The sequence below is a fragment of the Acidobacteriota bacterium genome (assembly GCA_040752675.1).
Classification (GTDB): domain Bacteria; phylum Acidobacteriota; class Polarisedimenticolia; order JBFMGF01; family JBFMGF01; genus JBFMGF01.
The window spans coordinates 24,321-50,290 of record JBFMGF010000065.1 but is presented as its reverse complement, the minus strand read 5'-3'; the positions used below and the strand labels follow the sequence as shown (position 1 = coordinate 50,290).

Annotated in this window: 20 protein-coding genes; 10 read left to right on the top strand and 10 right to left on the bottom strand. The window is 45.1% G+C overall.

The features are described 5' to 3' along the window. The first annotated feature begins 13 nt into the window (after positions 1 to 13). The 3 genes from AB1756_06725 to AB1756_06715 all read left to right on the top strand — a co-directional run bounded on the left by AB1756_06725 (position 14) and on the right by AB1756_06715 (position 2,238). Positions 14 to 169 carry a hypothetical protein gene (locus AB1756_06725; protein ID MEW5807022.1) on the top strand — a complete coding sequence of 52 codons (156 nt, stop codon included), beginning with the start codon at positions 14 to 16 and terminating at the stop codon, positions 167 to 169. A gap of 69 nt (positions 170 to 238) precedes the next feature. Further along, positions 239 to 1,321 (top strand): GNAT family N-acetyltransferase, encoded by a 1,083-nt coding sequence (locus AB1756_06720; GenBank protein ID MEW5807021.1) that lies wholly within the window; start codon positions 239 to 241, stop codon positions 1,319 to 1,321. Between the two features lie 89 nt (positions 1,322 to 1,410). After that, complete coding sequence (locus AB1756_06715) at positions 1,411 to 2,238, top strand: XrtA system polysaccharide deacetylase (GenBank protein MEW5807020.1); 828 nt, start codon at positions 1,411 to 1,413, stop codon at positions 2,236 to 2,238. Positions 2,239 to 2,249: 11 nt separating this feature from the next. On the opposite strand, the gene wecB is transcribed toward AB1756_06715, so the two are convergent. From wecB to AB1756_06695, 4 genes are all read right to left on the bottom strand, one after another. Further along, positions 2,250 to 3,368, bottom strand: coding sequence for a UDP-N-acetylglucosamine 2-epimerase (non-hydrolyzing) (gene wecB, locus AB1756_06710; GenBank protein ID MEW5807019.1), 1,119 nt, complete (start codon positions 3,366 to 3,368; stop codon positions 2,250 to 2,252). A gap of 41 nt (positions 3,369 to 3,409) precedes the next feature. Next, a complete protein-coding gene (locus AB1756_06705) occupies positions 3,410 to 4,405 on the bottom strand; it encodes an NAD-dependent epimerase/dehydratase family protein (protein ID MEW5807018.1) in 996 nt (331 codons plus the stop codon). Positions 4,406 to 4,433: 28 nt separating this feature from the next. Then, positions 4,434 to 7,151, bottom strand: coding sequence for a tetratricopeptide repeat protein (locus tag AB1756_06700; GenBank protein ID MEW5807017.1), 2,718 nt, complete (start codon positions 7,149 to 7,151; stop codon positions 4,434 to 4,436). A gap of 128 nt (positions 7,152 to 7,279) precedes the next feature. Further along, on the bottom strand, positions 7,280 to 8,524 hold the full coding sequence (locus tag AB1756_06695) for a glycosyltransferase family 4 protein (GenBank protein MEW5807016.1): 1,245 nt from the start codon (positions 8,522 to 8,524) through the stop codon (positions 7,280 to 7,282). Between the two features lie 219 nt (positions 8,525 to 8,743). On the opposite strand from AB1756_06695, the gene AB1756_06690 reads away from it, so the two are divergent. Then, positions 8,744 to 10,180 carry a hypothetical protein gene (locus tag AB1756_06690; protein ID MEW5807015.1) on the top strand — a complete coding sequence of 479 codons (1,437 nt, stop codon included), beginning with the start codon at positions 8,744 to 8,746 and terminating at the stop codon, positions 10,178 to 10,180. Here the strand turns inward: AB1756_06690 and AB1756_06685 are convergent. Continuing rightward, a complete protein-coding gene (locus AB1756_06685; protein ID MEW5807014.1) occupies positions 10,148 to 10,732 on the bottom strand; it encodes a glycosyltransferase in 585 nt (194 codons plus the stop codon). The genes AB1756_06690 and AB1756_06685 overlap by 33 nt on opposite strands. A gap of 962 nt (positions 10,733 to 11,694) precedes the next feature. Here AB1756_06685 and AB1756_06680 point away from each other — a divergent pair. From AB1756_06680 to AB1756_06655, 6 genes are all read left to right on the top strand, one after another. Continuing rightward, on the top strand, positions 11,695 to 12,171 hold the full coding sequence (locus AB1756_06680; GenBank protein MEW5807013.1) for a hypothetical protein: 477 nt from the start codon (positions 11,695 to 11,697) through the stop codon (positions 12,169 to 12,171). Positions 12,172 to 12,214: 43 nt separating this feature from the next. Further along, positions 12,215 to 12,946, top strand: coding sequence for a methyltransferase domain-containing protein (locus AB1756_06675; GenBank protein MEW5807012.1), 732 nt, complete (start codon positions 12,215 to 12,217; stop codon positions 12,944 to 12,946). Positions 12,947 to 13,110: 164 nt separating this feature from the next. Next, positions 13,111 to 14,199 (top strand): glycosyltransferase, encoded by a 1,089-nt coding sequence (locus tag AB1756_06670; protein MEW5807011.1) that lies wholly within the window; start codon positions 13,111 to 13,113, stop codon positions 14,197 to 14,199. A 432-nt stretch (positions 14,200 to 14,631) separates the two neighbouring features. Next, entirely contained in the window at positions 14,632 to 15,600 is a 969-nt protein-coding gene (locus AB1756_06665; GenBank protein MEW5807010.1) for an AAA family ATPase, read from the top strand. A gap of 167 nt (positions 15,601 to 15,767) precedes the next feature. Next, positions 15,768 to 16,769: a glycosyltransferase family 4 protein gene (locus AB1756_06660; GenBank protein ID MEW5807009.1), complete on the top strand. Its 1,002-nt coding sequence runs from the start codon at positions 15,768 to 15,770 to the stop codon at positions 16,767 to 16,769. Between the two features lie 20 nt (positions 16,770 to 16,789). Continuing rightward, the gene (locus AB1756_06655) at positions 16,790 to 19,015 is read left to right on the top strand and encodes a bi-domain-containing oxidoreductase (GenBank protein ID MEW5807008.1); all 2,226 of its coding nucleotides are present in this window, start codon (positions 16,790 to 16,792) and stop codon (positions 19,013 to 19,015) included. A gap of 14 nt (positions 19,016 to 19,029) precedes the next feature. Here AB1756_06655 and AB1756_06650 read toward each other — a convergent pair whose 3' ends face one another. The 5 genes from AB1756_06650 to AB1756_06630 form a co-directional block, all read right to left on the bottom strand. After that, on the bottom strand, positions 19,030 to 20,562 hold the full coding sequence (locus AB1756_06650; protein ID MEW5807007.1) for an oligosaccharide flippase family protein: 1,533 nt from the start codon (positions 20,560 to 20,562) through the stop codon (positions 19,030 to 19,032). A 64-nt stretch (positions 20,563 to 20,626) separates the two neighbouring features. Continuing rightward, positions 20,627 to 21,865: a tetratricopeptide repeat protein gene (locus AB1756_06645; protein MEW5807006.1), complete on the bottom strand. Its 1,239-nt coding sequence runs from the start codon at positions 21,863 to 21,865 to the stop codon at positions 20,627 to 20,629. Then, the gene (locus AB1756_06640) at positions 21,862 to 23,595 is read right to left on the bottom strand and encodes an O-antigen ligase family protein (GenBank protein MEW5807005.1); all 1,734 of its coding nucleotides are present in this window, start codon (positions 23,593 to 23,595) and stop codon (positions 21,862 to 21,864) included. The genes AB1756_06645 and AB1756_06640 overlap by 4 nt, the downstream gene beginning before the upstream one ends. Positions 23,596 to 23,647: 52 nt before the next feature. After that, a complete protein-coding gene (locus AB1756_06635) occupies positions 23,648 to 24,823 on the bottom strand; it encodes an ATP-binding protein (protein MEW5807004.1) in 1,176 nt (391 codons plus the stop codon). 136 nt (positions 24,824 to 24,959) lie between these two features. After that, positions 24,960 to 25,970 carry a mannose-1-phosphate guanylyltransferase gene (locus tag AB1756_06630; GenBank protein MEW5807003.1) on the bottom strand — a complete coding sequence of 337 codons (1,011 nt, stop codon included), beginning with the start codon at positions 25,968 to 25,970 and terminating at the stop codon, positions 24,960 to 24,962.

The window sequence follows — 25,970 nt, the reverse complement described above, 5'->3', positions numbered from 1 at the left end:
CAGAAGGCCTCTGATGAAAAAAGAAACAGGTATGAGCAGGAGGATAATTGTTATATCCCCCATTAAGACCCAAAGCTGGCATTTCCTGATTGGAACTTTAAAAAAAGTAATCATAATCTATGCAAAATTGACTTATTATTTTTCAATTATAAAATATACTGTTCTCTAAATTATCTTTCAATAAGTGTCTTTTATTTTTATAAATATCACATATTCTAATTTTTATCGTTGATAGGTAATGGATAAGAATAAAGATTACCAAATTATTGAATACGAATCGCGATATTTTCCTAGTATCCTTGAGCTTTTTAGCATCGTTCATGAAGATTATATGGACGAGCGCTTATGGAAATGGAAATACTTCTATCCAAGCAGAAAACCTGCTCAGATCTTGATGGCCGTTCAGCAAGGCAAGGTTGTGGGAATTCAGCCAGCCTTTTTCAACAGGATGAAAATGGGCAATACTGAACGGCTTGCTTGCATGCTCGCTGATGTCATGACTCATCCCAAGCATCGAAGAAAGGGAGTCTTTTCAGCGCTTGTTGAGGAATCGAAGCAAAAAGCTCTTGAAAAAGGGGTCCCGCTCATTTACACATTTCCCAATGAGCAGTCCTTCCCCATGTTTATCCGACATCTGAAATGGCATCATATATTTTCTTTACCGCTCCATATTAAGATCACCAATATGCTAAGAATAGTACAAGAATGGAAAGGACCAAAAAGTAAGAGTTTTGCTTTGCATGCCTTAGCGCCAATTCAGAAGCTCATGTTCCGGCAACTCACGGTTCAAAGCAAACAGTATGAGATTCAAGAAATCAGTCAGATCAATGAGGAAGATGTTTCCTCTCTTCTCGAAGATTCGCTTTCAGAATTTCCATTTGCGGTCATCCGGGATCGATCATACCTGGAGTGGCGTTATATTAAACATCCACGTCATACTTACCGCATATTTCAAGCCTGCAAAGATCAAAAGCTTGTTGGATTGCTCATTTTCCGGATGGGGACTTTTCAGAACATAACAATATGCTTCTTGTGCGATTTTTTCGTAGACCGCAATCATCAGAATGGTGGATTGGCCCTTCTGGCAGAGATGGAGCATATAATGAGCGAAGAAAGAGTTGGTATCGCTGGCAGCCTGATGTTGAGCAGTAAAAGAGAGAGTAAGATCTTAAAACGAGCAGGATTCAGAATCCTTCCTCGCCGATTAGCCGGCAAAGAGTTCTATCTTGTCAGCCAGTCCGATGATGTTTCCATCAAAAAGAATTTCCTTCTAAATCCTCAAAATTGGTTTATGACATGGGGAGATACCGATATTGTCTGACCCGAACCCCTGCATCTCGAAACTGGACCTGTTTACCTTGGATAACATGATTCCCCTTATATTAAAAAGCTTCTTATAGGAAATGAACGATGAACTTGATGCTGAGCATCGATGTGGAAGAATGGTTCCAGGTAGAGAATCTGAGAAAGGCCATTTCCAAAACTCAGTGGAACAGCCTAGAATCCAGAGTTGAAAAGAACACTCTACTGATACTGGAGATACTCGCCGCTCTTCAGCAAAAGGCCACTTTCTTCATCCTGGGATGGATCGCGCAAAAGATCCCTGATCTTATCAGGGAAATCTCCTCGCAAGGGCATGAAATCGCTTCTCATGGATTCGACCATGAGCCTGTCTTCAAACTTTCCAGAGAACAATTCCGAAAGGACCTGTTACTATCAAGAGAGCTCCTTGAAAAATGTTCCGGACAGAGCATAGTGGGATTCAGGGCACCTACATTCTCCATGACCGGCTGGGGGTTGGATATCTTGCAAGAAGAGGGTTTTCTCTATGATTCAAGCTACCAACCACACAGATCCAAAAAGAATTTCTCAATAGCTGCAATATCACAAGCTAACAGCAACAGGGTCGTGCTGGAAAATGGATTGCTGGAAATCCTCTTATCATCTCATCGATGGTTCGGGATTTCTTTGCCATGGTCCGGTGGCGGTTATTTCCGGTTAATTCCCTACCCGATTTTTAAAAAAGGGATTAAAAATATCCTGCGAGAAAAAGGATCCTATTGCTTTTACATTCATCCATGGGAACTCGATCCAAGGCAACCCAAGGTCCCGGTTTCTTTCCTTAAAAAATTCAAGCATTATTATGGCCTCTCCCGAACGGAAGAGAAATTCCGAGCCTTGCTGCAGGATTTTCGATTCAAAACTCTTCAGGAAGCCCTTTTTTCTCAAGCAAAGTAAAAGGAAGGTTGTCAGGAAGGGTCGGTTCTCATCAAAATTTTTACGATTCGCTCTGCTGCATGTCCATCCCCGTAAGGATTCACAGCCTGCGCCATTTTTTTATATTCATCGTGGTCATAAAGGAGTTTTTCTGTTTCCCGCACGATGTTCTCCTCGTCCAATCCAACGACCTTCACGGTTCCCGCTTCAACGGCTTCGGGTCTCTCCGTCTCCTTTCTCATAACGAGGACAGGCTTTCCTAATGCCGGAGCCTCTTCCTGGATGCCTCCAGAATCGGTCAGCACAAGATAGGCTTTCTTCATGAGATGGGCAAAAGGGGCATACCCCATGGGATCAACAAGGTGTATCCTTTCTCTTCTGCTGAGCATTCGGTAGACGGGCTGGCGGACATTGGGATTCCTGTGCACCGGATAAATGAGGCTCACATCAGAATTTCTCTCGGCAATACGGCAAAGCGCCCGACATATTTGGAGGAATGGCTCCCCAAAATTTTCTCTCCGGTGGGCTGTAATGAGAATCAATCGATTGCCGTTTTCCAGACCAGCTAACAATGGATGCATTCCTCTGGGCACCTCCTGCTGAACTGTCCATAGGAGAGCATCGATGACCGTGTTCCCTGTGATGAAAATATTTTCTTCTGGAACATTCTCAGCAAGAAGTGCCCTTGCCGCCGTCCTGGTGGGAGCAAAATGATATTTCCCTAAAACCCCTATGATGTGCCTATTGACTTCTTCCGGGAAAGGAGCGTAGATGTTTTTTGTTCTAAGACCAGCTTCTACATGACCGACGGGAATCTTCTGGTAGAAGGCGGCAAGCGCAGCTACCATGGCAGTTGTCGTGTCTCCTTGGACGAGAACCAGATCGGGTTTCACATTCTGGAGGACTCTTGTTAATTCCATCATGCCCAGGGATGTAAGGCTGGCGGGAGTCTGATCGTTCTCCATAAGATCAAGATCGATATCCGGCTTGATCATAAAGAGATCCAGCACCTGGTCAAGCATCTCCCGGTGTTGCGCTGTGACACAGACGACCGATTCTATCCGCTCAGGATTCTTTTTAAGCTCTTTAACGACTGGAGCCATCTTGATAGCTTCCGGCCGCGTGCCAAAAATGGAAAGGATTTTCAACATGGAGCATTTTTCATCATTAATCGGGATCTTTTCCGGCTTTATCAGAAGCTAGCTGATGCCTCAATTCTGTTCCAGTTTTCTCTGAACCACTGGACGGTGTTTTTCAATCCCTGCCGGAAATCAGTCTTAGGTTCATATCCGATGATCTGCTTTGCTTTATCGATGGAAGCAAGCAGCCGACTCTTAGTGTCCCACTTGCGCCGCGGAGTATAAACGATCCCGGATCGATTGCCGGTCAATTCATTGATCCAGTTCGCAACGTCGATGACTTTATGCTCTGTCCCGGAAGCAAGGTTCATGGCTTCGCCGACAGCAGAATCCAAGGCTCCCGCCCTCAATAGACCATCTACAATGTCGCCTACATAGGTCCAATCTCTCGTCTCTTCTCCGGTCCCCATGATCGGGAGAGGTTGTCCTTTCAGCGACCAGTAGACAAAATTAGGAATGACATTCCTGTAAGCGCCAGGGATCTCGCCCGGCCCGAAGGAATTGAAGAACCTGCATCGGACCGTTTTAAGTCCATAATAGTTTTTAAAATAGTTGCAGTAAGTTTCGCCAAGCATCTTTGTGATCTGGTAAGGAGTATCGAGATCAAGCGAAGTGAAGTTTTCGATCAAGGGCAAAGGAGATTTCCCATAGACGGAGCAACCAGAAGAAGCATATATCACCTTCTCGACTCCTGTGAGATTTGAGTACTGAAGGACTTTCAATGTGCCCATCCCGTTGACCATCAAATCATTCTCTGGATGATCAATGGAATTCTGATTGGCAAAAAGAGCGGCAAGGTGATAGACAAGGGTTGGTTTGAAGGAATAGACATGCTTCAAGAGGGAATCATCCGTCACGCTTCCGTAGATGAAGCGGACATTCTTCTTCTGCGGAATATTCCATCTGGCCGCAGAAGAGAGATCATCTACAATGATGATCTGGCTGTCCTTTATATCTGCCATGGAAGCTGCCAGGTTGGACCCGATGGCACCTGCCCCGCCGGTGATAAGAATCGTTCGTCCACAATAGTATTCAGAGTAGTGTTGCATGTTCTTCTCCTGCACTCATCAATGCTTCTTATTGTCTAAGAAGTTGGATGGCCAATCCAGCTGCAAACTGGATTCGCTCCCTATCAAGAGGCTCCAATCCAGCATTTATCACTTTCAGATACTTTCCTTCTATGGAAAAATCCAAAGCCTTCTGTTTTCCTTTCTCAGAGACTAGAAATATATTCCTTACGCTCTTAAAATCAACATCGCTTTTAAAATAAGCGAGCGTTGCTTTCGGAATCAGGAAATGAACTTTCCTGAAATGCTGCTTCGCCTGGACCTTCAGGAAAATCTCAGAACCCTGACATTGGCTCTCCTCTTTGATGATTGCGGGACCATCTGTCTCCGTAGTGATAGCCAGAGCTGTGTAAATGGCATCACGGTCGTCCACGGTAAAATCGAGATCAGGATATCCTCTAGGATCGTTAAAAACCTTTATCATAGTATCATTTTTATAAATTTCAATCTTGAGGATAGTTCCAATCAGGTAACTCGGTGGCTTGATGGAGACTTCGTGAACGTGATCCCGGTCAACAGGAATATCTTTTCCCAACAAGCGAATTCCATACCTGTATCTCCTAGGATGGTCTTCGAAATCAAGAACAACTTCTTCAACACATCGAAAAGCTTTCAGCTCAGGCGTGAAATAGTCATAGTAGGCCAGGACCGCTTCCGAAGCAGTTGCGAACTTAAGATGAGGCATACTTTCTCTCAGATGCCGGAGATGGTCTGCAATGATCTTCCAGCTCCCATACTTAGGATCCAGGTTGTCCCATTCTCCAAACCTCATGTTGAAATATTTATCATGACAGGTCGATGTAATGACATGGACGCCCGGTTTCACTTCTCCTTTCATCAGAAGATCATTGACTCGCTTTTCCACAAGCTTGTCGATGATCTTCAGGGTGCTCAAGTAATCAGTGTCCAGATTATATTCTGGCTTAATCTCCAAAATTCCGCTGGCTTGTAAGCTCTTTGTCGCGGCGAAGATATCGTTCTTCGTCGTGAAGTAAGCAGTCTTCCTCCCTTCTTTGGATGAAAAATAAATACTTCCTTTAGGCAAATCGCTATTGGCGAGAATGCCCAGCTTCCTGAGGGCCAGAAGAGACTTTTCTTGCTCCAAAGGCCCCCATCCAAATTCAAGAGCTCCAGTGCGGTGAAAAATAGCACGATAGGAAGGTTCACCCAGGCGCCCAAACCCCTCCAGTATTTTGATGACTGCCATCAGACTTCCGGTTCTGCTAAGGGGATCGTCAAAACTTCCAACAGATGGATAAGCATTGGCCCAGTATTTTCGATTGGGAACTCCCGTCAGAAGAAAGGAATCTTTCACTTTAATCACATCTTCCTTTTCATCGAAAGTGAGCGGAAAATCTGGGGACTCCGGGAAGGAAAAGGCATGAATGTGGACAGCAAGGTCATTTCCTTGTTGTGTGACTTGGCTCAAGTAATCATCTATGTCTCTTGCAAGGATCTTCCACTCGTTCCCAGACGATTTCTCCGCTGCCCAATGGATGACTTTATAAGTGGAGCCGACATCTACAAGGTGCGTCCATTTCGCCCCTTGGAGGCGGGCAACGCTTTCTGCCAAAGATGATTTTTCAATGAGAGTCAACCTCGCGTCCCGGCAGCTGTGGATTTTCTGCCGCTCGAGAAGTTCATGATCCTCTGTGATGACATATAAAATGATGCCTTGCTCCGGATCATGGACCGCAATCTCAAGGAATGCGGCATCCCAGAATTCTCCATTCGTGGCGATAATATCCATTCGCCATGGCTTTTCAAGGTTCACAAGCGAAGAACGCATGGCAGAGATTTCTATGTCGAGTTTGAGATCTTTTCCCTCTTCCAGGAAAGAAACCTGATGAAACCGAGGATTTGCGCTAAGCCCAAGACCAAAAGGCTCAAGACAATAGATGTGAAGATCTTCAATGGTTCTTCCCTCAGCCCGGATACGCAGGGTGGCGATGAGCTTGTCTCCCTTTCTTATTGTATGCGGGTAAGAATCTAAGAAAATCTTTAAATGAGAATGAATAGCTTTGCTATTACCTATGGATCTCTGGATCTGCACGATCCTGTTGAGTGCATCCGTATCGTGCGATAGCCTGACGATCTCTTGCAGTTCTACCAGGGCATCAGAGAGAAGACCCTTCCTCTCACAGATCCTCGCAAGGACCCATCGTGAGGCGAATTGGTGGGGATCAAGCGCTAAAGCTTTCTTGGCGTGGAAGAGTGCTCGCTCATCAGAACCCATCCTTTCGTATAGCTCGGAAGCTCTTGCGTGAAAGACCGCAATATCTGGTTCAAGACGAATGGCATCTTCAATGAGAGAAAGAGCTTTGCCTGTATCTCCCTTTCGGACATTCACTTCTGATAATAAGTAAAGCAATTCAGCATTCGCAGAATCCAATTCTAGAGCCTGGCGCAAAGCATTGGCTGCCTCTTCTGTTTTACCCTGCTGGGAATAGATTTCGAAGAGTCTCTTGTATGCCAGGATCATCTGGAAGCATGCCAGACGGCTTATCAGCTCATCCATCTCGGAAGAAAGGTTGATCCCCTCCACTCTGAAAACTCTAAGGAACTTGAAGGCAAAGGTCCGCAAATCGATCTCCTCGACTCCAGGCTTGCCTTGAAAGAGCTCTATGACCCTTTTATAGTGGCAAATAGCTTCTCTAAGCTGATTGGATTGAAGCTTTCTCTCGGCTATTCGAAGATGAGCCTGGATATTGGAAGAGTCTATCTTCACTGCCAATTTCGGACATCCCATCACAAAGAAGAAGAAACTCAGGATCTGCCGTAAGAGTTTCCGGGAAAGAAAAAACCCGTGGGAAGATAACTGTCGGAAAGACCACCATGCGTTGATCAATGTCTTCATCAAACTTCAGAAGCCTCTCTGATGATCTTTTGAAAGCTTTCCTCGATTTCATCGAGAATTTTTGCCTGATGGAAATGGTCAATGGCGTAATCGCGACCTGCTTTTCCCATCTGTCTGCTTGTTTCTCGGTTCTCATAGAGCTGCCGGACAGCCTCCGCCATCTTTTCCGGATTTTGGGGAGGGACAATGATGCCGCTCCGGCTCTTAATAATGAGATCTGCAGATTCCCCTTCAGCAGCCATCAATACAGGTCTTCCGCAACTCATGTACGCCAGCGTTTTAGCCGGGATAGTTCCCAGGCGATGCGGCGCCCGATCCAGATGGACTATAAGAGCATCGCTGGCGGACATCATGCCAGGCATCTCACTCACAGGTTGTTGTGGAACAAAGAGAACATTTTCAAGCTGATAGTTGCGTGCTCGCTCCATCAGTGCATCCCGTTCAGAACCTCCGCCAACCAGCATGAAGACAATCTCCTTCTGATCTTTCAACAGACGGGCACTTTCTATAACCGTTCCGATCCCCTGGGCAATCCCAATATTGCCTGCATACAGGATAACAAATTTATCCTTTAATCCATATTGTTCCCTCAGCAACAGAATCTGAGAATCCTTCAGAGGGCTGAAGAAATGCGTGTCCACCCAGAGATAATGGATCTCAGTGTTTGCAGGGGGAATTCCCATATCCAGAATAGCTTGCCGCATCTTGTTGGAATAGAAAAATATTTTTGAGGCTTTTCTATAGACAAATCCTTCCAGCGATTCAGAGACCCTGATGAGAATCTTATTTCTTAGAACGCCTAGCGCTATTGGCGCACGAGGCCAGAGATCGTTCAGTTCAAAGACATAGGGGATACCATAGAGGCGGCTTAAAAGGAACGCGGAAACTCCCAAGAAGATCGGCGGAGAATAGAAGTAGATTAGATCATGTTTTCCCGCAGCTAGACCGCCGAAGATGGAGGTGATCATGAAGGAAAGATAATTCCCCAGCCGCGAGACGAACTTCTTATTTCTGAAGAGGGTCAGAACAAAGGTCCGATAAATCGTAACTCCTTGAATCTCTTCCTTTGAGAAAAGCTTTCCCCGGTATCCTTTGTAGATCTTTCCCTCAGGATAGTTAGGAAATCCCGTGATAACGGTCACTTTATGTTTTCTTGAAGCCAGGGTCTCCGCCATTTCTGACATTCTCATGGCGGAAGAACCGGGTTCGGGAGGGTAATATTGCGAAAGAATCAAGATCTTCATCTCAAACTTTGCTTAAAGCTTGCCTTTAATCCCAACGGAAAAATATGATAAAAATCTTTTCATTCAAAGCTCTTTTCAAATGCTCGGTCTTAAAAATTGGCAAAATTATAGCATCACTGCATTGAGAAATCGAAGTAGAACTCAAAATGCCAGCCGGCGCTTCTTTTCCGAATACGTATCGCTGTGCTAAAATGGAAATCAATTTAGGATGAAAGACAAATGAGACTGGAGAGTGGCAGCTTCAACTTAGATTATAGAGCCATTGTCCTCTTCTTTGCTCTCATCATCAGCATCATCGGCGCCATAATGATCAACCGAGTCGGTTTTGATATCATTTATGCCCTCGTATGGCTGATCCTGTCTGCTCTGGCATTTCTAAATCCTTTGCTGGGATTGTTTGCTATCGTAATAACATTCCCATTCATGGTCGGGTTCAGTAGTGGCATCGATATTCTGGAAGTTGCTTTTGCTCTCCTGTTCAGTTCCTGGTTTGCTGGATGGATAGCTCGATTTATTTTGGACCGCAGCGGCGATTTGAATTTTGATTGGCATCCCTTGACAAAGATATTCCTGGCTCTCATGGGTATTCTCGTGACAAGCGCTACTGTCGGTTTTCTTAATGGCGCCGGGTTTAAGGATATCTTTCGCGATTTCAGCCAGTATGCTGGATATATCGTGTTCTTCCCCGCTGTTGGGCTGATCCGTTCTCGAAAAGCAGCTCTGGGCATACTATTAATCCTTTTCCTTACAGGACTTCCGTGTTTCATCTGGAGCGCTTTTGTCTGGTGGGCACGCAAATTCTTCTTGCAGTATGGGATGATGAATGCTGCCAAACACGGCAGCCAGTATCTAGGACCTTTGATCGGGGCTCTATGGCCCCTATTCCTTTTAAAGACAAAACGGTGGATACGATTTATAGTACTCATCAGCCTTTTCCTTTTGGCCCTTTATGCGCTGGGCTCAGGTTACCGGCATCAGCTTACCAGCTTCTTGTTCATGACCGCTGTAGCAGCATGGAGTACATGGGGCGTTCAATCAGGGATTAAGAGATTAAAAGTTATCGCACCTCTGATTATCGGGATCACTTTCTTTTTCTGGACCTTCGCCGGAATCCTGGGCTATCTTCCCATGCCTGGAGGGGACGCAACCCGGAAACTGTATTCCTCGCTCATCGTTCCTGAAAATCTGTTGAGAGACCCTTCCGTCGAGGGGCGTTTGCTGGAATCCCAGTATGCGCTGAAGATGTTTCAGAAGTATCCGGTATTCGGGTTGGGGCTAGGTCACCATGTAAAACTTCAGCTGAGGGGAAAGAGATGGTTTGAGGAATCCTTTTCACAACATATATGGATTACAGAAATGCTAATGAAATTTGGCCTTGTAGGAGCTCTTGTCTTCTTATGGTTCTTCTATTCCATTCTGAGATTTTCCTTCAAAACAAGCGTAAGCGTAGATAATCTATACGTCAAGGCGATTTCATTAGGTGTTCTCATATGGATTTGCATCAGCCTTCTTCCAACTGCGGAAGCCTTCTCAGACCACGGATTTACCTTAGTAGTTGGCTTGATGCTCGGACTCATGCCTGCTTTCTCAAACCTGCGCCGATCAGGAGACCTGCTTAAAGACTCAAGCTCTTTTTACAGCGATCTCAGACAGTAGTTCCGAGATCTCTCCAGCGATTTGATCCCACGACTTGAACATCTTCAGCCGTGATTGCCCTTTCCTAACGAGTACGTTAGAGAGGAGAGGATTATTCTTTAGCAGCAGGATGGCATCACGGATGGATTTGCTATTCCAGGGGTCGAAGTAAAGAGCGGCATCACCACACACACTATGGGCGAAATCGAGATCGCTGGTGAGGACGGGAAGATTAAAACTCATCGCCTCCAAGTAAGGGATCCCGAATGTCTCCATCAAGGTAGGCATTAAGAAAGCCTGACAATGACGATAATAACTTCCGACATTATGATGGGGTATTGATCCCACATTAATGATCTTCTTTGAGAGACGGTGTTTCTCAATGGATCGCAACAATCGGGACGCGTTGGGATGGTCATTGGAATCGATGGTGATGATAGCCACGACCTCTTCGAGCTCTTCACGAAATCTTGAAAAGAGCTCAACAAGAATCTCCAGATTCTTATGCGCATAGTATTTTGAAAGGCAAAACATCTTCCACTTGTCTTTATAGGGTATGAGATTCTCCGGCATATCCTGTTGGCGCTCTTCTCTGAGAAAGTCTGAAAAGGTGCTACCAGAAATACAGGTTCTTCCCCGGTAACGAAAGGTCTGCCGGATACGCTGTTCAACAACAGGTGTTTGACAGAGGACAAGCTGTGTTTTCTTCAATTGAAAGCGCATATGCCATTTTTGATAAAGTTTGTTGATCCTATTTTTAAAAGTTTGCCTTCCAAAATGCTTTGAAGGGTAAAAAAGGTGAGTGTCATCACAATGTATGGCCTGCGCACAGGGAGGGTGCAGGAGCCCCCTACTGCTGAGAGAGAGGATGACATCCGGCTGGAATTCTCGAACAGCCCTGCTCAATTCAAACGTTTCAAAAAGCCATTGCTTCAGGAGACTTCCTTTCTGAGGACAAAAAAATATCTGATAATGCTGGAATATGGAACAGATTTCTTCATAACCGTATCCTGAAGGAATGATCATCAGGTAGTTATGCTGAGGGGCTATACGCGCAAGCGCAGCCGTTAAATTGTGACCGATCGTCAACCCTCCGCCTGCGCGACCTGAACGGGCTAAAACACAAACGCGCAGTGCTGGGGAATCTTTTCCGCTACTTCCCATTAACGCGTAAAAATATATCAATTAGAAACAGGTGTCAACATAAGGATTGTCCGGGTAGCATTGTTCTAAGCTGAGTACTTGACAAGCCTTTTCGGTCCACAGTCTCCACCAATGTCTATAAACTTCACATCATAGTTCTTGCATGGAGATCGATACCGCAGTAATATTGATGATGTTCGGTGTAAAATTCCATTTGGCTTTCTCCTTTTAATTAAGGGTTATGGTTGCATCAACAAACTCATCATCCCTCAAATATTATGAGGAGGGGGCTTTAATAAGTATCAACGGGTTGCAGCTGACGTAGCTCCGCTGCGCTCCGCAACGTGGCTGAAGCACACCGTTAGCCAGACATAAACAAAAGGGGTGTTCTCATGCTTAAGAGAATATCAATATTCTTGATATTGCTTGTTGCTTTTTATGTGCTTGTTATTTCATTGTTATGCTTACAATCCAAAATCGGATACTATAAATGCTCTGATAAGATTTCAGAAACAGCTAATAAAATATGCAAATATAAATTTTCTCAGGGACAGTGGCCTTCTTCGTTAGAAGAATTGGTTCCGCAATACCTAAGTGAGAAAAATTTATCCACTTTGAAAGAAGTAAGATTAGAATATGAAACTCATCCTTATGTTTCCATCAATGCAAATTGCCCACATGGTCATAACATTTTAAGGTTGTTATCTTTTGGATTCTTTTCCCCTATTGCCGATCACGGCGTTGATTTAGACATCAGGTTTAATGATTTATATACTAAAGAGGCGCTGGATAACTATTCGCTAAAGCGGCCAGCCGTGGCGTCACGACTCTTGCAGGGCAATAGCAGCGCCGCCTTACCTGTAGCTTAGCGATAGGTTAGGCAGCAACCGAGTTGATATACACGGAGATACTATGATGTTCAAGCATATCCATTACCCAGAAAGCAGGTTTGGTGGTTTTACGGATATTGACGGAACGATAGCCTTTTACATCCGAGTAAATTCTTTGCTTAAACCCTCGTTTGTAGTGGTTGATTTTGGGTGCGGTAGAGGTGCTTGTAGGGATGACCCTATACTTATAAGGCGGGAACTTGCAATACTCAAAGGCAAAGTTCATAAAGTCATCGGCCTTGATGTTGACCCTGTTGCAGAACAGAACCCTTTGATTGACGAATTTCACCTTCTACAGAGTGGCGAATGGCCGTTGGAGGATAACTCCGCTGATTTGTGCATTTCTGACAGTGTGTTGGAGCACCTGGAGAGGCCAGACTCCTTCTTCTCACAATGCCGAAGAGTACTTAGAGATGAAGGCTACTTATGCATTAGAACTGCAAACTCGTGGAGTTATATTTCGCTTCTTGGAAAGCTTATTCCGAATAAGTACCATGACTTGGTCTTGTCGAAAGTCCAAGATAAACGAAAAGAAGTTGATGTGTTTCCAACGCTCTATAGATGTAACACAATACCAAAGATTAGGGCAATGCTAAGCAAGTGCGGTTTTGAGCATGTAGTGTACGGCTACGAGGCAGAACCGTCTTATCTCTCGTTTGCAAGAGTGGCCTATTGGCTTGGCACTATACATCAGAGATTTGCTCCCGGCTTTATGCGTCCAGCAATCTTTGCGTTCGCGCAGGTGCATAAATAAGTTGCCTAACACTTATAAGGCCCCCGCTCGTTAAGTGGTAAACTGATTCTGAATGAGCATTTTTATCTGCCCTAAAATATCCGATGAGCCATATATTATAATAAGAGAGTTTCTATAGAAGCTGACTGAAAAACAGACGCTCGGCTTTGATATATTAAAAGAGAATGAAAATAGCTTTTCTGGGACATAATAATTTTTCTGATTACTTCAAGATAGGTGGATTCGAATCTTTAACGAGAAGACTGGCCTTCTATCTTTCCAGCAGAGGTCATTTCGTTGATTATTTTATTTATAACGCTGAATCAGCAAAGGAAATGGAGGTCTTTCCAAATCTAAAGCTGAAATATTTTCAAAGCTTCGAAGATTGTTCAGACGCTCTCTTCCAATCATACGATCACATCTTCAAGATATGGCTGAATCGCCGGGAGCGCATTCGATATATCCTTTTTTCTAAGAGGATCCATTATCTCACAAAAGCCAGATGTCACTCCATAATCCTGAACTGGTCGGATTCCATCTTCAAGCAGAAGTTGATCCTATTGGAAGCCATGATGTCATCTCATGATGGCCGGATCATCTGTGTATCACCCAGACAATATCGCAAGATAAAAACATGGTCAAAGAGAGCCTATTTCCTTTATCCACCAGTGCCTGATGAATACTTCTTGAAACCCGAGGAGAAGTCAAAGAATGAAAAGATTAAAGTGGCTTTTTTAGGGATGATCACTCCTGATAAATATATTGAAGAGATCATCGAACTTTTTAAAGATCTTCGAAGGGATCCACGATTTGATTGTATCATCCATGCCATCCATGATTCGAGGAACAAAAGATCTTTTGAAATCCATCAGTGGCTCTCGAGACAGAAAGAAGTGAAATATATACAGGAAGATATTCAAAAATACTCTCCTGAAGGAGAGAAGAAGGTCATAAGCCTCCTCAGAGAAACTGATATTTTCATTCAACCCTTTCGAAGATTGGTAAATACACTGGATACCCCTTTGCTTCTTTTGGAAGCAATGGCCTCCTTGTGCGCGGTTGTAACAACCCCTACCGGGAGCGTTCCGGGAATTTACGGGAAAAGCCCCTTCATCATCTCCCGGGATCATTTTCTTGAAGAAGCGAGGATTCTCTTGAAAAACATAACGTACCAGAGAATCTTAAAGGAAAGAGAACGAATATTTAAGAGGAACGGAGAGCTGAATTTTGCTCTTTCTTCTATGGGACCGGCTCTTGACGAGTTATTACGGTAATTCATGAACGATCATTGCCCCTTTCTATCTTCACTGTTCCAGAATCTTGAGAATGAAAAAATCACATACTGCGTTCTTAAGAATTTCGAAAAGCTGCCTGAGGAGTTACCTCGTGATGTGGATTTGTGGATTGAGAAGTATGAGATAAAAAGATTTTTCAGGATTCTCTTGCAGGTTGCAGAACTTCAGGGATGGGAACTACTGACATGCGCGTTGCGAATGAAGCATTATAAAATGGGAGAATATTATTTCATCCAAAGGGATCAAAGCAAAAGCCTTTGTGTCATTGATGTTTCATCATTCCTTCACAGGAGAGGTATCAGCTATCTGGATGAAAAGTATCTTTCACAGAAGCTCTTCAGGCATGAAAAAGGATTTTATGTCCCCCCTTCAGGCATAGTCGCAGCTACTCTGATATTCAGAGGGGCCTTGATGGGCAAGATTAAAGAAGAACAGAAGCCTGATATCATCGCACATCTGAAAAATGATCAAGAAACATTCCTGAAAGCTCTGGAAAGGCCTTTTGGGAATAAAACCGCTCACACGATCCTTGACATGGTGAAAGCAGAAAAATGGGAGGAATACCAAAAAGATATTCACATTCTCCACCGTGCGCTCTTCAGGAGAGCGATAACGCATAGGCCCTTCTTCCAGCTGAAACAATGGATCATCTATTATTCGGGAAGGTTGAAAACCTATCTCTTTCCAAGCCATGGATTGTTTGCTGTTTTTATCGGTCCCGATGGTTCTGGAAAAACCACAACGGCAAAGGCTCTTCTTGAATCTGATTTTATCAACAAGCTATTCCGTAGAAAGGAATATTTTTACAGGAGATTTTATGTTTCCTGGCTAAAAAGAATGGCTTACCTTATCAAACGAGAGAATCTCATACAACTGGATGCCAGGATCGATAAAGACGAAAAGATCATCCCCCTTAATGCATTGAAAGCCACTATCTATGTCCTTTATCTGGGGTTGGAATTTTTCCTTGGGCATTACACGATAAGGAAAGAAAAAGCGAATGCTGCTATAGTTATTTTCGACCGGTATTACTATGATTACCTGTTATTCGAGGATTTCGTCAAATGTCCACGATGGGTTTTATTCTTTATAGCAAAAGTAATTCCAAGACCCGATGCTATCATCTATCTAAAAAATACTCCGGAAGTCATCCATTCCCGCAAGCAGGAGAAATCGATCGAAGAAATCAGAAGACAATCGGAGATTTGCGAAGAAATCGTCAGACGCCTTCCCAATACTTTTATTATTGACACTTCTCTTTCACCCGAAGGAGTGGAAGAAAAGATTCAAAAAATCATTATCGATAATCTGAAAGAAAGGAAGGCACGGAAAAAACTGATCGAGATGATTAATAAATGGGCGTTGAGCGAAAGAGAATGAACAATCGAGAAAAGAACCGCGATCTTAGCAGGAAACTGAAAGTAGCCTTGCTGACCAATATTATCTCTCCATACAGGATCCCCTGTTTTAACAGCGTTGCTGCATCCGATCTGATCGAGCTTGACGTCTTCTTCTTCGCAGAAAAAGAAAAGAACAGAAAATGGACTGTGTACAGGGAAGAGATTGCTTTTAACTATAAAATCTTAAAGGGACTGCATTTCAATTTTAAAAATGAAAGAACCATTCATATCAACCCCGGCTTGCCGTTCCACCTGCTGAAAAAAAGATATGATTTGCTGGCTATTGGAGGATGGGACCAACCTGCTAACTGGATCGCTCTATTCTTTGCAAATCTATGGAGATCCAAAATCCTACTGTTTGGAGAAAGCACTCTAAGAGATGCAAGGACCAACAATCCTCTCTTGGAGAAAATGAAGAGATATTTTTTCAGAAACTGCCATGCCTTTGCCCCGGCCGGGAGTGCAGCCGCTAACTATTTCCAGCACCTGGGCGCTCCTCAAGATAAGATTGTAATATCTCCTTTTCCTGCTGAGCATGATTACTTTCATGAGCAATATCTCAGACTAAGAGGAAGCAAGAAAGAAATCAAAAGGCATAAAGGATATCCCCAGATAACGATTCTTTTCTCGGGCCGTTTTGTTCCTGTGAAAGGTATTGATTTTCTTCTGGAAGCTTTTAAAAGATTACAGGAGCAAAACAAAGAGATTGGACTGGTCCTGCTGGGTGATGGTCCCGAAAAAAACAAATACGAAGCTTACTGCAAGGCCAAGAAGATAGACAATGTTTTCTTTGAAGGATTTGTGCAGAAAGAACAATTACCTGAATATTACACTGCTGCGGATATATTCGTTTTGCCTTCTCTTTCAGAACCATGGGGATTGGTCGTCAATGAAGCGATGGCCTTTGGAATCCCCATCATCTCAACGGATGCTGCTGGTGTCACTTATGACCTGGTCCAGGATGGCGTCAATGGTTTCGTCATTCCAGCAGGAAATTCAGAAGCGTTATACGATGCGTTGAAAAAACTGACTGAAGATGCCAAATTAAGAGAACGGATGGGAAGTGAATCTTTGCTAATGATAGAAAACCATACACCGGAAAAATGGGCGCAGTCCTTCATCCGTGCCGTGCAAACTGCTATGAAATAAGCAAGAGGTTGGAAAAACGAATGAAACAGGTTATCCAGAATTATAAAACAGGAGAGCTCCAGCTGGTGGATGTTCCCCCACCGGCTTTAAAGAAGGGATGTTTGCTAATCCAGAATCTCTTTTCCCTAGTCTCTGTGGGAACTGAGAAAAACATTCTCGAAATGGCCAAGAAGAGTCTCTTGGGGAAAGCGATGGCAAGACCCGATCTCGTCAAGAAGGTGATCGCCATGGCTCAGATTGAAGGCATCCTGGAGACTTACAAGGCAGCGATGGCCAGGCTTGATAATCCGGTTCCACTAGGCTACTCGAGCGCTGGAGTTGTTCTGGAAGCAGGAGCAGAGGTGGAAGGTTTTTCGAAGGGGGATCGGGTAGCCTGTGCCGGAAGTGAATTCGCCTCTCACGCGGAAATTGTCTGTATCCCCGAAAACCTCTGTGTGAAGCTTCCGGATGATGTCGATTTCGAAAGCGGATCCTTTGTGGCCCTGGGCGGGATAGCGCTTCAGGCCGTTCGCCTTGCCAATTCTTCTCTGGGAGATAGGGTCGCCGTCATAGGCCTTGGTCTTCTCGGCCAGATCACCGTACAGATCTTGCGATCGGCTGGCTGCCATGTCTTCGCGATCGACATTTCGGAAGAAAAAGTGAAAAGATCCATCGCCAGCGGCGCTGAAAAAGGGTTCGTATCCGGCAAGGGAGACATTTTCAGCGCTGCGCGGGATTTTGCTCCTCAGGGTTTCGATTCCATCATCATCATGGCAGCCACAGAAAGCAATGAACCTCTGGAGCTTGCCTCCGAAATCGCCAGGGAGAGGGCCAGGATCATTGCAGCGGGGCTCGTTGGGCTCGACATTCCAAGGAAAGTTTTTTTTGAAAAGGAGCTTGAGCTGGTCGTGTCCCGGGCGTGGGGGCCTGGTGTCTTCGATCCCTTATACATCGACAAGAACAGGGATTATCCCTATTCTTATGTCCGCTGGACCGCAAAGCGGAACATGGAGGAGTTCATCGCCCAGATCGCCAGCGGTGGTGTCTCTGTTAGATCCCTCCTCAGCCATCGCTTTTCCATTGACAGGGCTCTTGAGGCTTACGACCTTATTCTGAAAGGCAAAGAACCTTTCATGGGTGTCGTTCTTGAATATCCTCAAAAAGAAATTCTACCGGATAGATTCAAGGTCACCTTTATTCAGAAAACTGCCGGGAAAGAGATCGCTTCGTCTTCTTCTCCATATAAACCCTCTGTCAACGTTGGATTGATAGGAGCCGGTCTCTTTGCAACAGGCACGGTCCTTCCGAATCTCAAATCTCTCAAAGATGTTCATCTCAGAGGAATCGCTGAGGCTACTGGCATCAAAGGGCAACACACTGCTAAAAAATTCCATTTTGACTATTTCACAACGGATTACAAGGATCTTCTAAAGGATGAAGAGGTCCATCTGATATTTGTCCTGACACGACATGGTGCTCATGCCCACTTCGTTTCCGAAGCCCTGAAAGCGGGTAAAAATGTTTTTACGGAAAAACCGCTTTGCATCAATGAAGAACAGCTCCAGGGAATCATCACGGCTTACCGCGCCATTAGTTCCGGAGGGCCTGCGCCTATCGTCATGGTCGGTTTCAATCGCAGATTCTCCCCCTTCTCCATCTGGCTCAAGGAGAAGTTCCGGAACCTAAACGAACCACTGTCCATTCACTGCACGGTGAATGCCGGTTTTGCCGCAGCCAATCACTGGGTCCATGATCCGGAGGATGGCGCGGGGAGGATCATAGGTGAAGTCTGCCATTTCATCGATCTCATTCAATATTTCACTGATTCCGTTGCTTCGACTGTATATGCTGAAACCTTACGCTGCCAGGGTTATAAAGAAAGCGATAACGTCTCCATCTCTATAAAAATGGCCAATGGCTCTATAGCCTCTATTCTCTATGTTGCATCCGGAGACAAGAGATACCCCAGAGAGAGAGTCGAGATCTTTGGTGGCGGTTCCGTTGGTGTTATCGAAAATTTCAAGAAGGCTTTACACATGTCCGGCGGCAGAAAGAAAATCCTCAAGAACTTGCTGAGTGTTGATCGGGGACATCGCAAGGAAATCCAAGTATTGATCGAAGCCATCAAAGAGAAAAAAACTCAACCCATCCCACTGGAAGAGTATATCTCAACTACCCTTACAACTTTTGCCGTGGAAAAATCTCTGCGTGAGGGAGCGCCTTTTCCAGTGCGAGGACTGGCAGAAGATTCCCCTGTCCAGAAATAACATGAGAATATTCTCTATTCCTCAGAGATGATAACCTTTTTATTCCAGAGTTCGCCGCTTATCCACCCAATGATCCGCTTCCGCATCGGATGACCCCAGAGAGGCACGATGATGATCGCGGCAAATACCAGAATAGCAATACTCGGCAAGACGATAGCCCCAACGCGCGGATAAAATTGATGATGGATATAGAGAGACGAGACTATTGCGAGAAGACAAGCTGCAGCCAGACCGATATTCTCCCTGGGAAAGATCTCGGAAAACGGGAGCTTATACCGATAGAAGAATGAAACGGCAATCATCAGACTCCCCGCGACTGTAGCCACAACGCTCATACCAACCACCCATGCTCCTCCAAAAAGGTATCCGATGCTCATCCCCAGAATAGCGTTCAGAAGCACCATGGCAATATGTCCCAGCACATTCCACTTGAGATCACCGATGCCCAGATAAGAAAAGTATGCTGGAACACTCAAGGTGTTGATGAACAGGCCTATTGCCAGAAGGAGAGAGAATAGGACGAAGAGAGTTTCGTAATGGCCGATCCATATCAAAGAGATCAGTGGTGTAAGAGCCATGATCATGGAATAGAACGGAAGCGCAATGAAAAGCATCAGCTGATAGGTATCTCGATAAACTTTCTGGATGAGGTTCGGATTCTTCTCTTGCAAATTGGCGATGGATGGCACGATGACCTGATTGGCAGAAACGAGAAGCGTCCTGAGTTGCCAGAGCATCCGGGCTGCCATTTCATAGAGAGCCACCATGGTGAGGCCGCCAAACTTAGTAACCAGAGCTTTGGATGTAAATTCGAAGACCATGTGTCCGATGGGATAGGCCTGGAACTTGATACCGTACCCGACCATCTCCTTGAACATACCCTGATCCCAGTGGTAAGAGATAATCGGAAGATGGGGAAGTCTCCTTTTGAGCAAATACCAGCTCCCGGCCATGAGAATGAACGCCTGAATGACCTGGGAATAAGCTAATCCCATCAGACCGTATATAGGAACCATGATGAACGAGAGGAAGAGATAGATGAGAGAGCTTATGATGAGGATGGCATTCCGCAGATCGTAACGTTGAAAGCCATCGAGGCTAGCCTGAAATGTACTTGAAACTGCAACGATCCAGAGAGAGAGCAATGTGTAGGGAAGGATAGCAAGCGCATCCCCCAGGTTCGCCGTCGGAACCAATAAGCCCAGGAGCCAATAGGCAAGTGGAAATGCTATCAATAAAATGAGGCCGATGAATACGCCGATGGAAACTGTGGATGTCTGGATGACTTGATGGATGATTTTCTCCTCTCCACGCGCAAAATATTTTGCGACAAACTTGACGTTGCTTGCAAAGAGCCCCAGATTGGCAACGTTTGCGATGGAGGTCGTTGCGGTAACGATGGACCAGATTCCTAGCTGCTCAAAACCTAACGCATGGATGAGAAAACGATAGAGGATGAAAAGAACGCAACCATTAACAATAACCTGGGTCATCTGCATAATGGCATTTATGATGAGGCGTCGTTTTTGAAGGCCTGTTTCTATCACTGGTGATCTCTTAGAATGTCAGGGGATTTTCTGTTGGCAGCACACTCATCGCGAATAGACATTATTACTCATGAGCCTTTTCCAGGGCCTGAAGCTTTTCAGCAACTTTAGCTGCTTTTTCAGGATATCCATATGTTCTGTAAAGCTCAATGAGGCCAAGGTGGGCTTCCGAGCGCTCAGGATTCAGTTTCAGGGCTTTCTGAAAATAGCGCTCTGCTTCAACGGGATTGCCCGCCCGGAAACATTCTTCTGCATAGACGATAGCGAATTGATACTCTTTGGGATTGAAGAGAACCGCTTTTCTAAAGTTTTCTAATGCTTTCTCTCCGTTCCCCTTCTCTTTATGGATCTGTCCCATGAAGAAGAAAGCACGTGCTTCCCGCGGGGTGAAGAAAACGGATTTCTGAAGGGCATCCAGAGCCTTGTCATAATCCTTCAGAAAATAGTCGATCGTTCCAATCTCCAACATGTCATTCCCTCTGAGCATCTCTGTATCCGAGAGTTCAAGCGCTTTTTCAAAATGATGGCGCGCCTCTTCATAATTTTTATGCTTTTTCAAAAAATAAGCCAGGTGCTCGTGCATCATCTGCAAGGGTATAGCTTCATTGGTCTCTAACGCTTTGCGCATGCCTCTGATGATGGCGTCCCTCATATCGTCTGGCATCAGTCCTACCGGAGTAAAGAAGTGCTTGCTAATTTCAGGCAGAAGCTCCAGAGATTTCTCATACTCGCCCATTGCTCTTTCTCTTAACTCGTTCTCCTGGTAAATAAAGCCGATCAGATCATGGTAGAAGTAATTGTTTGGCTCCAACTGCAACGCCTTCTTTGCGGAGAAAATAGCCATCCAGTCTTCATAATCGAGCTTTCCAAAATCACCATATTGGAGCTTGCTTATATTGATGACGTCCGGTTTAGCTACCAGGTAAGATTTCCTCTCAAAATATTCTGAGAGGCCCGACCAGGCCCAGGGATTCTGTGGATTATATCTCAAGGATTTCATGAAATTCCGGACGGAGATATCCAGAGAACCTTCCTTTCCGAGTTGGCTATCTTTCCCCTTTACCAAAATGGCATCGTACTCTCTGATGCCAACATCTCCTATCCTTGCATAAATAGATGACTGGGAACGGAGGAAGGCCGCCGCTCGTTCGAGTGCGTTGATTGCTCCTGAAATTTCTCCCTTCTCTTCAAGTTTAATGCCGATGTTCAGAAACAGGTCATAGGCAATCTTTCTTCCGCCGTGATAGATAAAAACCATTAAGATAGCTATGACAATGATGCTTGCAATGAATCTTCGCTTCATAGAGTGCTCGTGATGATAGAATCCGCCGCTCTTTCTTGAGTCCAGAGCTTGCTGGCAATAAGCAACGCCATCAGGACAACGAAGAGAAATCCATTGGAGGGAATTTGAAGATTGAAGTCCACAAAGGAATGGAGACCCATAGAGAAGATAGCCATGGCAAGGCCAAGGTTGATGTACCGGTCAGCATTGCTCCGTTCAAAGACGGCTTTCCGATAATACTTTATGAAAAAGAGGAACAGTCCGACAAGGAAAATCAAAAATCCAACAATTCCCACCTCGGACAGAAGTTGAAGGTAATCATTATGAGTCTGATTCCAGACGCTGGCGGAGCCACTTGGATAGTAACTCAGGAAGGCCTGACGGAATGTTCCCAGCCCGCTGCCAAAAAGGGGAAAATCTCTGATAAGCTCAAGTGTATGCTTCCATACAGCCATCCTGCCTTTGAAGAAAGCCGACTCGATGGAGAAACCGGTGAGAGTTTCTATTCTCTCCTTCACAGGAGTCAGACCGATCGTGATGAGTACAATGAAGGAGACCCCAAGCACGGATGCCATTGTAATTATCTCCATCATGCTCTTTCTCTTTCCGATGAAAAGGAGCGCAGCAAACAGGATGAAAGTGATGCTTGTTGCAACGAGACCTCCCCGCGACAGGGACATGAAGATGGAAGCGATGGTGATAGCAAGAAGAAACCCCAGCGTGAAAGCTTTTTGAATGGAAAACTCTTCGACTTCAGTGATGTTCCAGCCATCCCTCCCCATGTCGATCTTCCACTTCACTTTTCCCTCTTCCGTTTCGATCTTCCTTGAGATGAGGGTAAAGAAGAGGCCGAAGGCCAAGGGAACGATGAGCTCCATGTATCCAGCAAAATGATCGCGGTTTACAAAAGGACCGAAAGGCGAAACTCCTTCTCCGGCGCTCCTGAGCCAGTAGATCTTCCCATTCCAGGTAAGCTTCTGGATAATCCCGAAAGAGGCAATGAGAAGTCCTGACACGATGATGATGAGAAGAAGGCGATAGACTTTCTCCCTGGTTCTATAATGATCGATGATAATGAAGAAAATGGATAGATAAGCCAGCAGAAGGATCAAGTGCTCTCTCGTGAGATAGGAATAAACCGAAAGAGTCCTGAAGTTCGAGCCTTTGATATTAAAGGCAGGATGCCTTCTCTCGGCGCCCTCCTTGAGAATGATCTCCCGCAACTCCTCCGGCAGGTCTTTCTCCTGTTTGAGGAGCCACTCATCCATCTTGTTATAGTCCACTCCTTCCGGCGTGTCATATCCCGGGAGGGTCATCTTGTTGAGTTGATAGGAGTGGGGCGAGACGACTTTCAGCAAGGAGGGGGGCAAGGGGATGAGTTGAAGCAGGATGAAAACCACGAATATTAAAGCGGGAATCTCCAGCCCTGTCCGCGTCCACTTTCTTCTCCCCATATGGAAGCTATTTCCCCCTTTGTCCTGCGATAAGACTGCTCTTCCTTCTTGACGTTGCGAATCTTCTCCCTGATCGGACTGCTTTGTTCCAGCCTCCCCGGCCATCTGTGGTGATCCCTTTTTCTCAGCAAACCAGATCTTCTTGAGAAGCCAGGCGGCGGCAATGAGGAAAATGGTCATCTTCATCACTTCGGTCGCCCAGACCTCGACGCTCCCGAAAGCCAGGGGCGTGAAGATGATGAGGAAAATGATTCCGTACTCTATTATTCTGTTGAATATCCGCTCGCCTTTTCTCATGACCTTCTATTCTGCATCATCCCAAAAGTAGAAAATTATATAGCTTTTTCCATTACACATCTAAAGCCAATATCACCTTCGGATGCTCCAGATAGCTTTTTGTAATCAGATAAGATTCCTTTATCTTCAAGCTTTCTGCTGTTTTTTGAAGCCTTTTAATATCTCTTGTATCTCCATGCAGTTTCACTTCAAAAGCAACTCGGCCGTCCAGGATAAAATCAATTTCAGGCCCCCTATATTTTTCATAGTAATTAACTTTTCCATAGATTCTTAAATTTTGAAAGATGGCGTTCTCAAGAAGCATTCCCTCTGAGATTTTCCCTAAATAGTTCAGAAGCCCGACATCGGAAAGATAGACCTTTTTAGCGCCCCGCACTTCTCCATTCAGGCTTCTTGAAAATGGGGCGACTAAGAAAATGAAATAGGTTTTTTCTAAAAAGCTCAGGTAGGAATAGATGGTTTCCCTGGACACTCCTATCTCACTCGCTACTTTGCTGACTTCCAGCTTGGAACCTGCTCTGTTAGCCAAAAGAATGATGAGGTCTCTCAGCCGGCTTATATCTTTAAAATCAGCAAGAGCTTTCACATCCTTTTCAAAAAAAGATTTAAAGATATCCTCCAGGACTTCTTTCTTCTTCTGTTCTTCGATGACGACTCCCGGAAATCCTCCATACTCCAGGTACTCATCATAAAGCTTTTTATGAAGCTCCCAGGAGACCAGATTCTTATTCCTGGACTTTCCGGAAAAATCTTCCAGAAACTTCTTCTCATTCCCTTTGAATGCCAGGAATTCCTGAAAATCCAAGGGGAATAGCTCATAGATGATCTTTCTTCCCGCCATTGATTCCGGAAAAATATTTTTCAAATAAAAACTGCTCGACCCCGTTAAAAAGAATTTGATCTGATAATGATCATGCAGATATTTGATCGCCCTCGAAATGACAGGCATTGCTTGAATTTCATCCAGAAAAACAAATCCTTTTCTTTTCGGATCAAATCCGAATGCCCTGAGATTGTGCAGAATATTGTCGAAATTCTTTTCTTCAAAAGCTTTTTGGTTTAGGGGATTTTCCAGATCTAGAAAGATCTTATTCTTCTCGCCGATACGGTCGAAGACATAACGCATCAGCGTTGTTTTTCCGGTCTGCCTCATTCCGGTCAAGACAGTAATTCTGCGGGATTGAATCTCCCGAATAAATGTTGTAAACAGCTTCCTTGGATAGATCATTCGATAGATCTCAAAAACGTTGCAAAATCAACTTCGCTACGACGAAATTATAAGGCTTTTGCTATTTTTGTCAAGAAATAACTTACATATTTCAACTAAATATGTCGGCTTTAAATTGAAATGGCGATGAGAACTGTTACTGGCCATCCTTCTTGAGATATTCATACACGGAGAGCCAGGAGCCGAAATCCTTCCAGGTCGTTTCCAGCGGAACCATGTAGCAGTTGTCGGCTTTTTCCATGATGGCATAGTCGATGGAGACGGAGCGCACTTTGGAGAAAGCCCTTTCTATGGCTGCCTGAACTTGTTTAGTCCTTGTATCAAGAGATTTATTCCCCACTCTTGAATGCGGCGATGCTGAAGATCTTCTTGCCGGGGAAGTTTCTCCTGCAGGGGACAGGCATTCCAGGATATCGGGGGCATGCTTCTGAAGGGCCTTGAGAATGGTGTCTGATCTCCAGACAAACATCCCGGAATTCCAGTAGTAGTTTCCTCTCCTTAAAAAGGATTTTGCTTTTCGCAAGCCCGGTTTTTCTGTGAACCGCCTGACTTTGAAAATCCCTTTGGAGACTTCCGGGATTTTGAAGGCCTTAGATGCTCTTGACGCCTTCGCTGTTTTCCCGTTGCGCTGGGTTTCTACTTCAATGTAGCCGTATTCGGTTGATGGAGATTCAGGCTTGACGCCGAAGGTCACCAGGAAATCCCCTTCCCTGGCGTGGGCGGCGGCCCGCAAAACGGCTTTCCTGAATTTGTTGGAATCTTCAATATAATGATCCGCAGGAAAGACCGCCATGACCGCCTCTTTGCCGAATCGTTGCAAGGTCATTGCGCCAAGGGCGATGGCAGGAGCTGTGTTCCTGGCCTCGGGCTCGAGGATCAGGTTCTTCGCCGGAAATTCTGGAAGCTCTTCCAAGACCTTTTTTCCGAGATGCTGGAGCGTTGAGATAAAGATCTTTTCTTTCAGCGAGATCTTGAGAGCTCTCTCGTAGGCCAGCCTGAGAAAGGATCTCCCGCCGATCAATCTCAGGAAAGGCTTGGGGTTCTCAGGAGTGCTGAGCGGCCACAACCGGACCCCTTTTCCACCGGCCAGGATGAGGCTGATGATCTTCCCTTTTGATGTTGCTGCAATAGAACGGTATTTCTTCAT

Excerpts from the sequence above, each read along its gene's own strand:
- AB1756_06725 (MEW5807022.1), top strand. The coding sequence starts at position 14 with ATGAAAAAAGAAACAGGTATGAGCAGGAGGATAATTGTTATATCCCCC.
- AB1756_06720 (MEW5807021.1), top strand. The coding sequence starts at position 239 with ATGGATAAGAATAAAGATTACCAAATTATTGAATACGAATCGCGATAT.
- AB1756_06715 (MEW5807020.1), top strand. The coding sequence starts at position 1,411 with ATGAACTTGATGCTGAGCATCGATGTGGAAGAATGGTTCCAGGTAGAG.
- wecB (MEW5807019.1), bottom strand. The coding sequence starts at position 3,368 with ATGTTGAAAATCCTTTCCATTTTTGGCACGCGGCCGGAAGCTATCAAG.
- AB1756_06705 (MEW5807018.1), bottom strand. The coding sequence starts at position 4,405 with ATGCAACACTACTCTGAATACTATTGTGGACGAACGATTCTTATCACC.
- AB1756_06695 (MEW5807016.1), bottom strand. The coding sequence starts at position 8,524 with ATGAAGATCTTGATTCTTTCGCAATATTACCCTCCCGAACCCGGTTCT.
- AB1756_06690 (MEW5807015.1), top strand. The coding sequence starts at position 8,744 with ATGAGACTGGAGAGTGGCAGCTTCAACTTAGATTATAGAGCCATTGTC.
- AB1756_06685 (MEW5807014.1), bottom strand. The coding sequence starts at position 10,732 with ATGCCGGAGAATCTCATACCCTATAAAGACAAGTGGAAGATGTTTTGC.
- AB1756_06680 (MEW5807013.1), top strand. The coding sequence starts at position 11,695 with ATGCTTAAGAGAATATCAATATTCTTGATATTGCTTGTTGCTTTTTAT.
- AB1756_06675 (MEW5807012.1), top strand. The coding sequence starts at position 12,215 with ATGATGTTCAAGCATATCCATTACCCAGAAAGCAGGTTTGGTGGTTTT.
- AB1756_06670 (MEW5807011.1), top strand. The coding sequence starts at position 13,111 with ATGAAAATAGCTTTTCTGGGACATAATAATTTTTCTGATTACTTCAAG.
- AB1756_06665 (MEW5807010.1), top strand. The coding sequence starts at position 14,632 with ATGGGCAAGATTAAAGAAGAACAGAAGCCTGATATCATCGCACATCTG.
- AB1756_06655 (MEW5807008.1), top strand. The coding sequence starts at position 16,790 with ATGAAACAGGTTATCCAGAATTATAAAACAGGAGAGCTCCAGCTGGTG.
- AB1756_06645 (MEW5807006.1), bottom strand. The coding sequence starts at position 21,865 with ATGAAGCGAAGATTCATTGCAAGCATCATTGTCATAGCTATCTTAATG.
- AB1756_06640 (MEW5807005.1), bottom strand. The coding sequence starts at position 23,595 with ATGAGAAAAGGCGAGCGGATATTCAACAGAATAATAGAGTACGGAATC.
- AB1756_06635 (MEW5807004.1), bottom strand. The coding sequence starts at position 24,823 with ATGATCTATCCAAGGAAGCTGTTTACAACATTTATTCGGGAGATTCAA.
- AB1756_06630 (MEW5807003.1), bottom strand. The coding sequence starts at position 25,970 with ATGAAGAAATACCGTTCTATTGCAGCAACATCAAAAGGGAAGATCATC.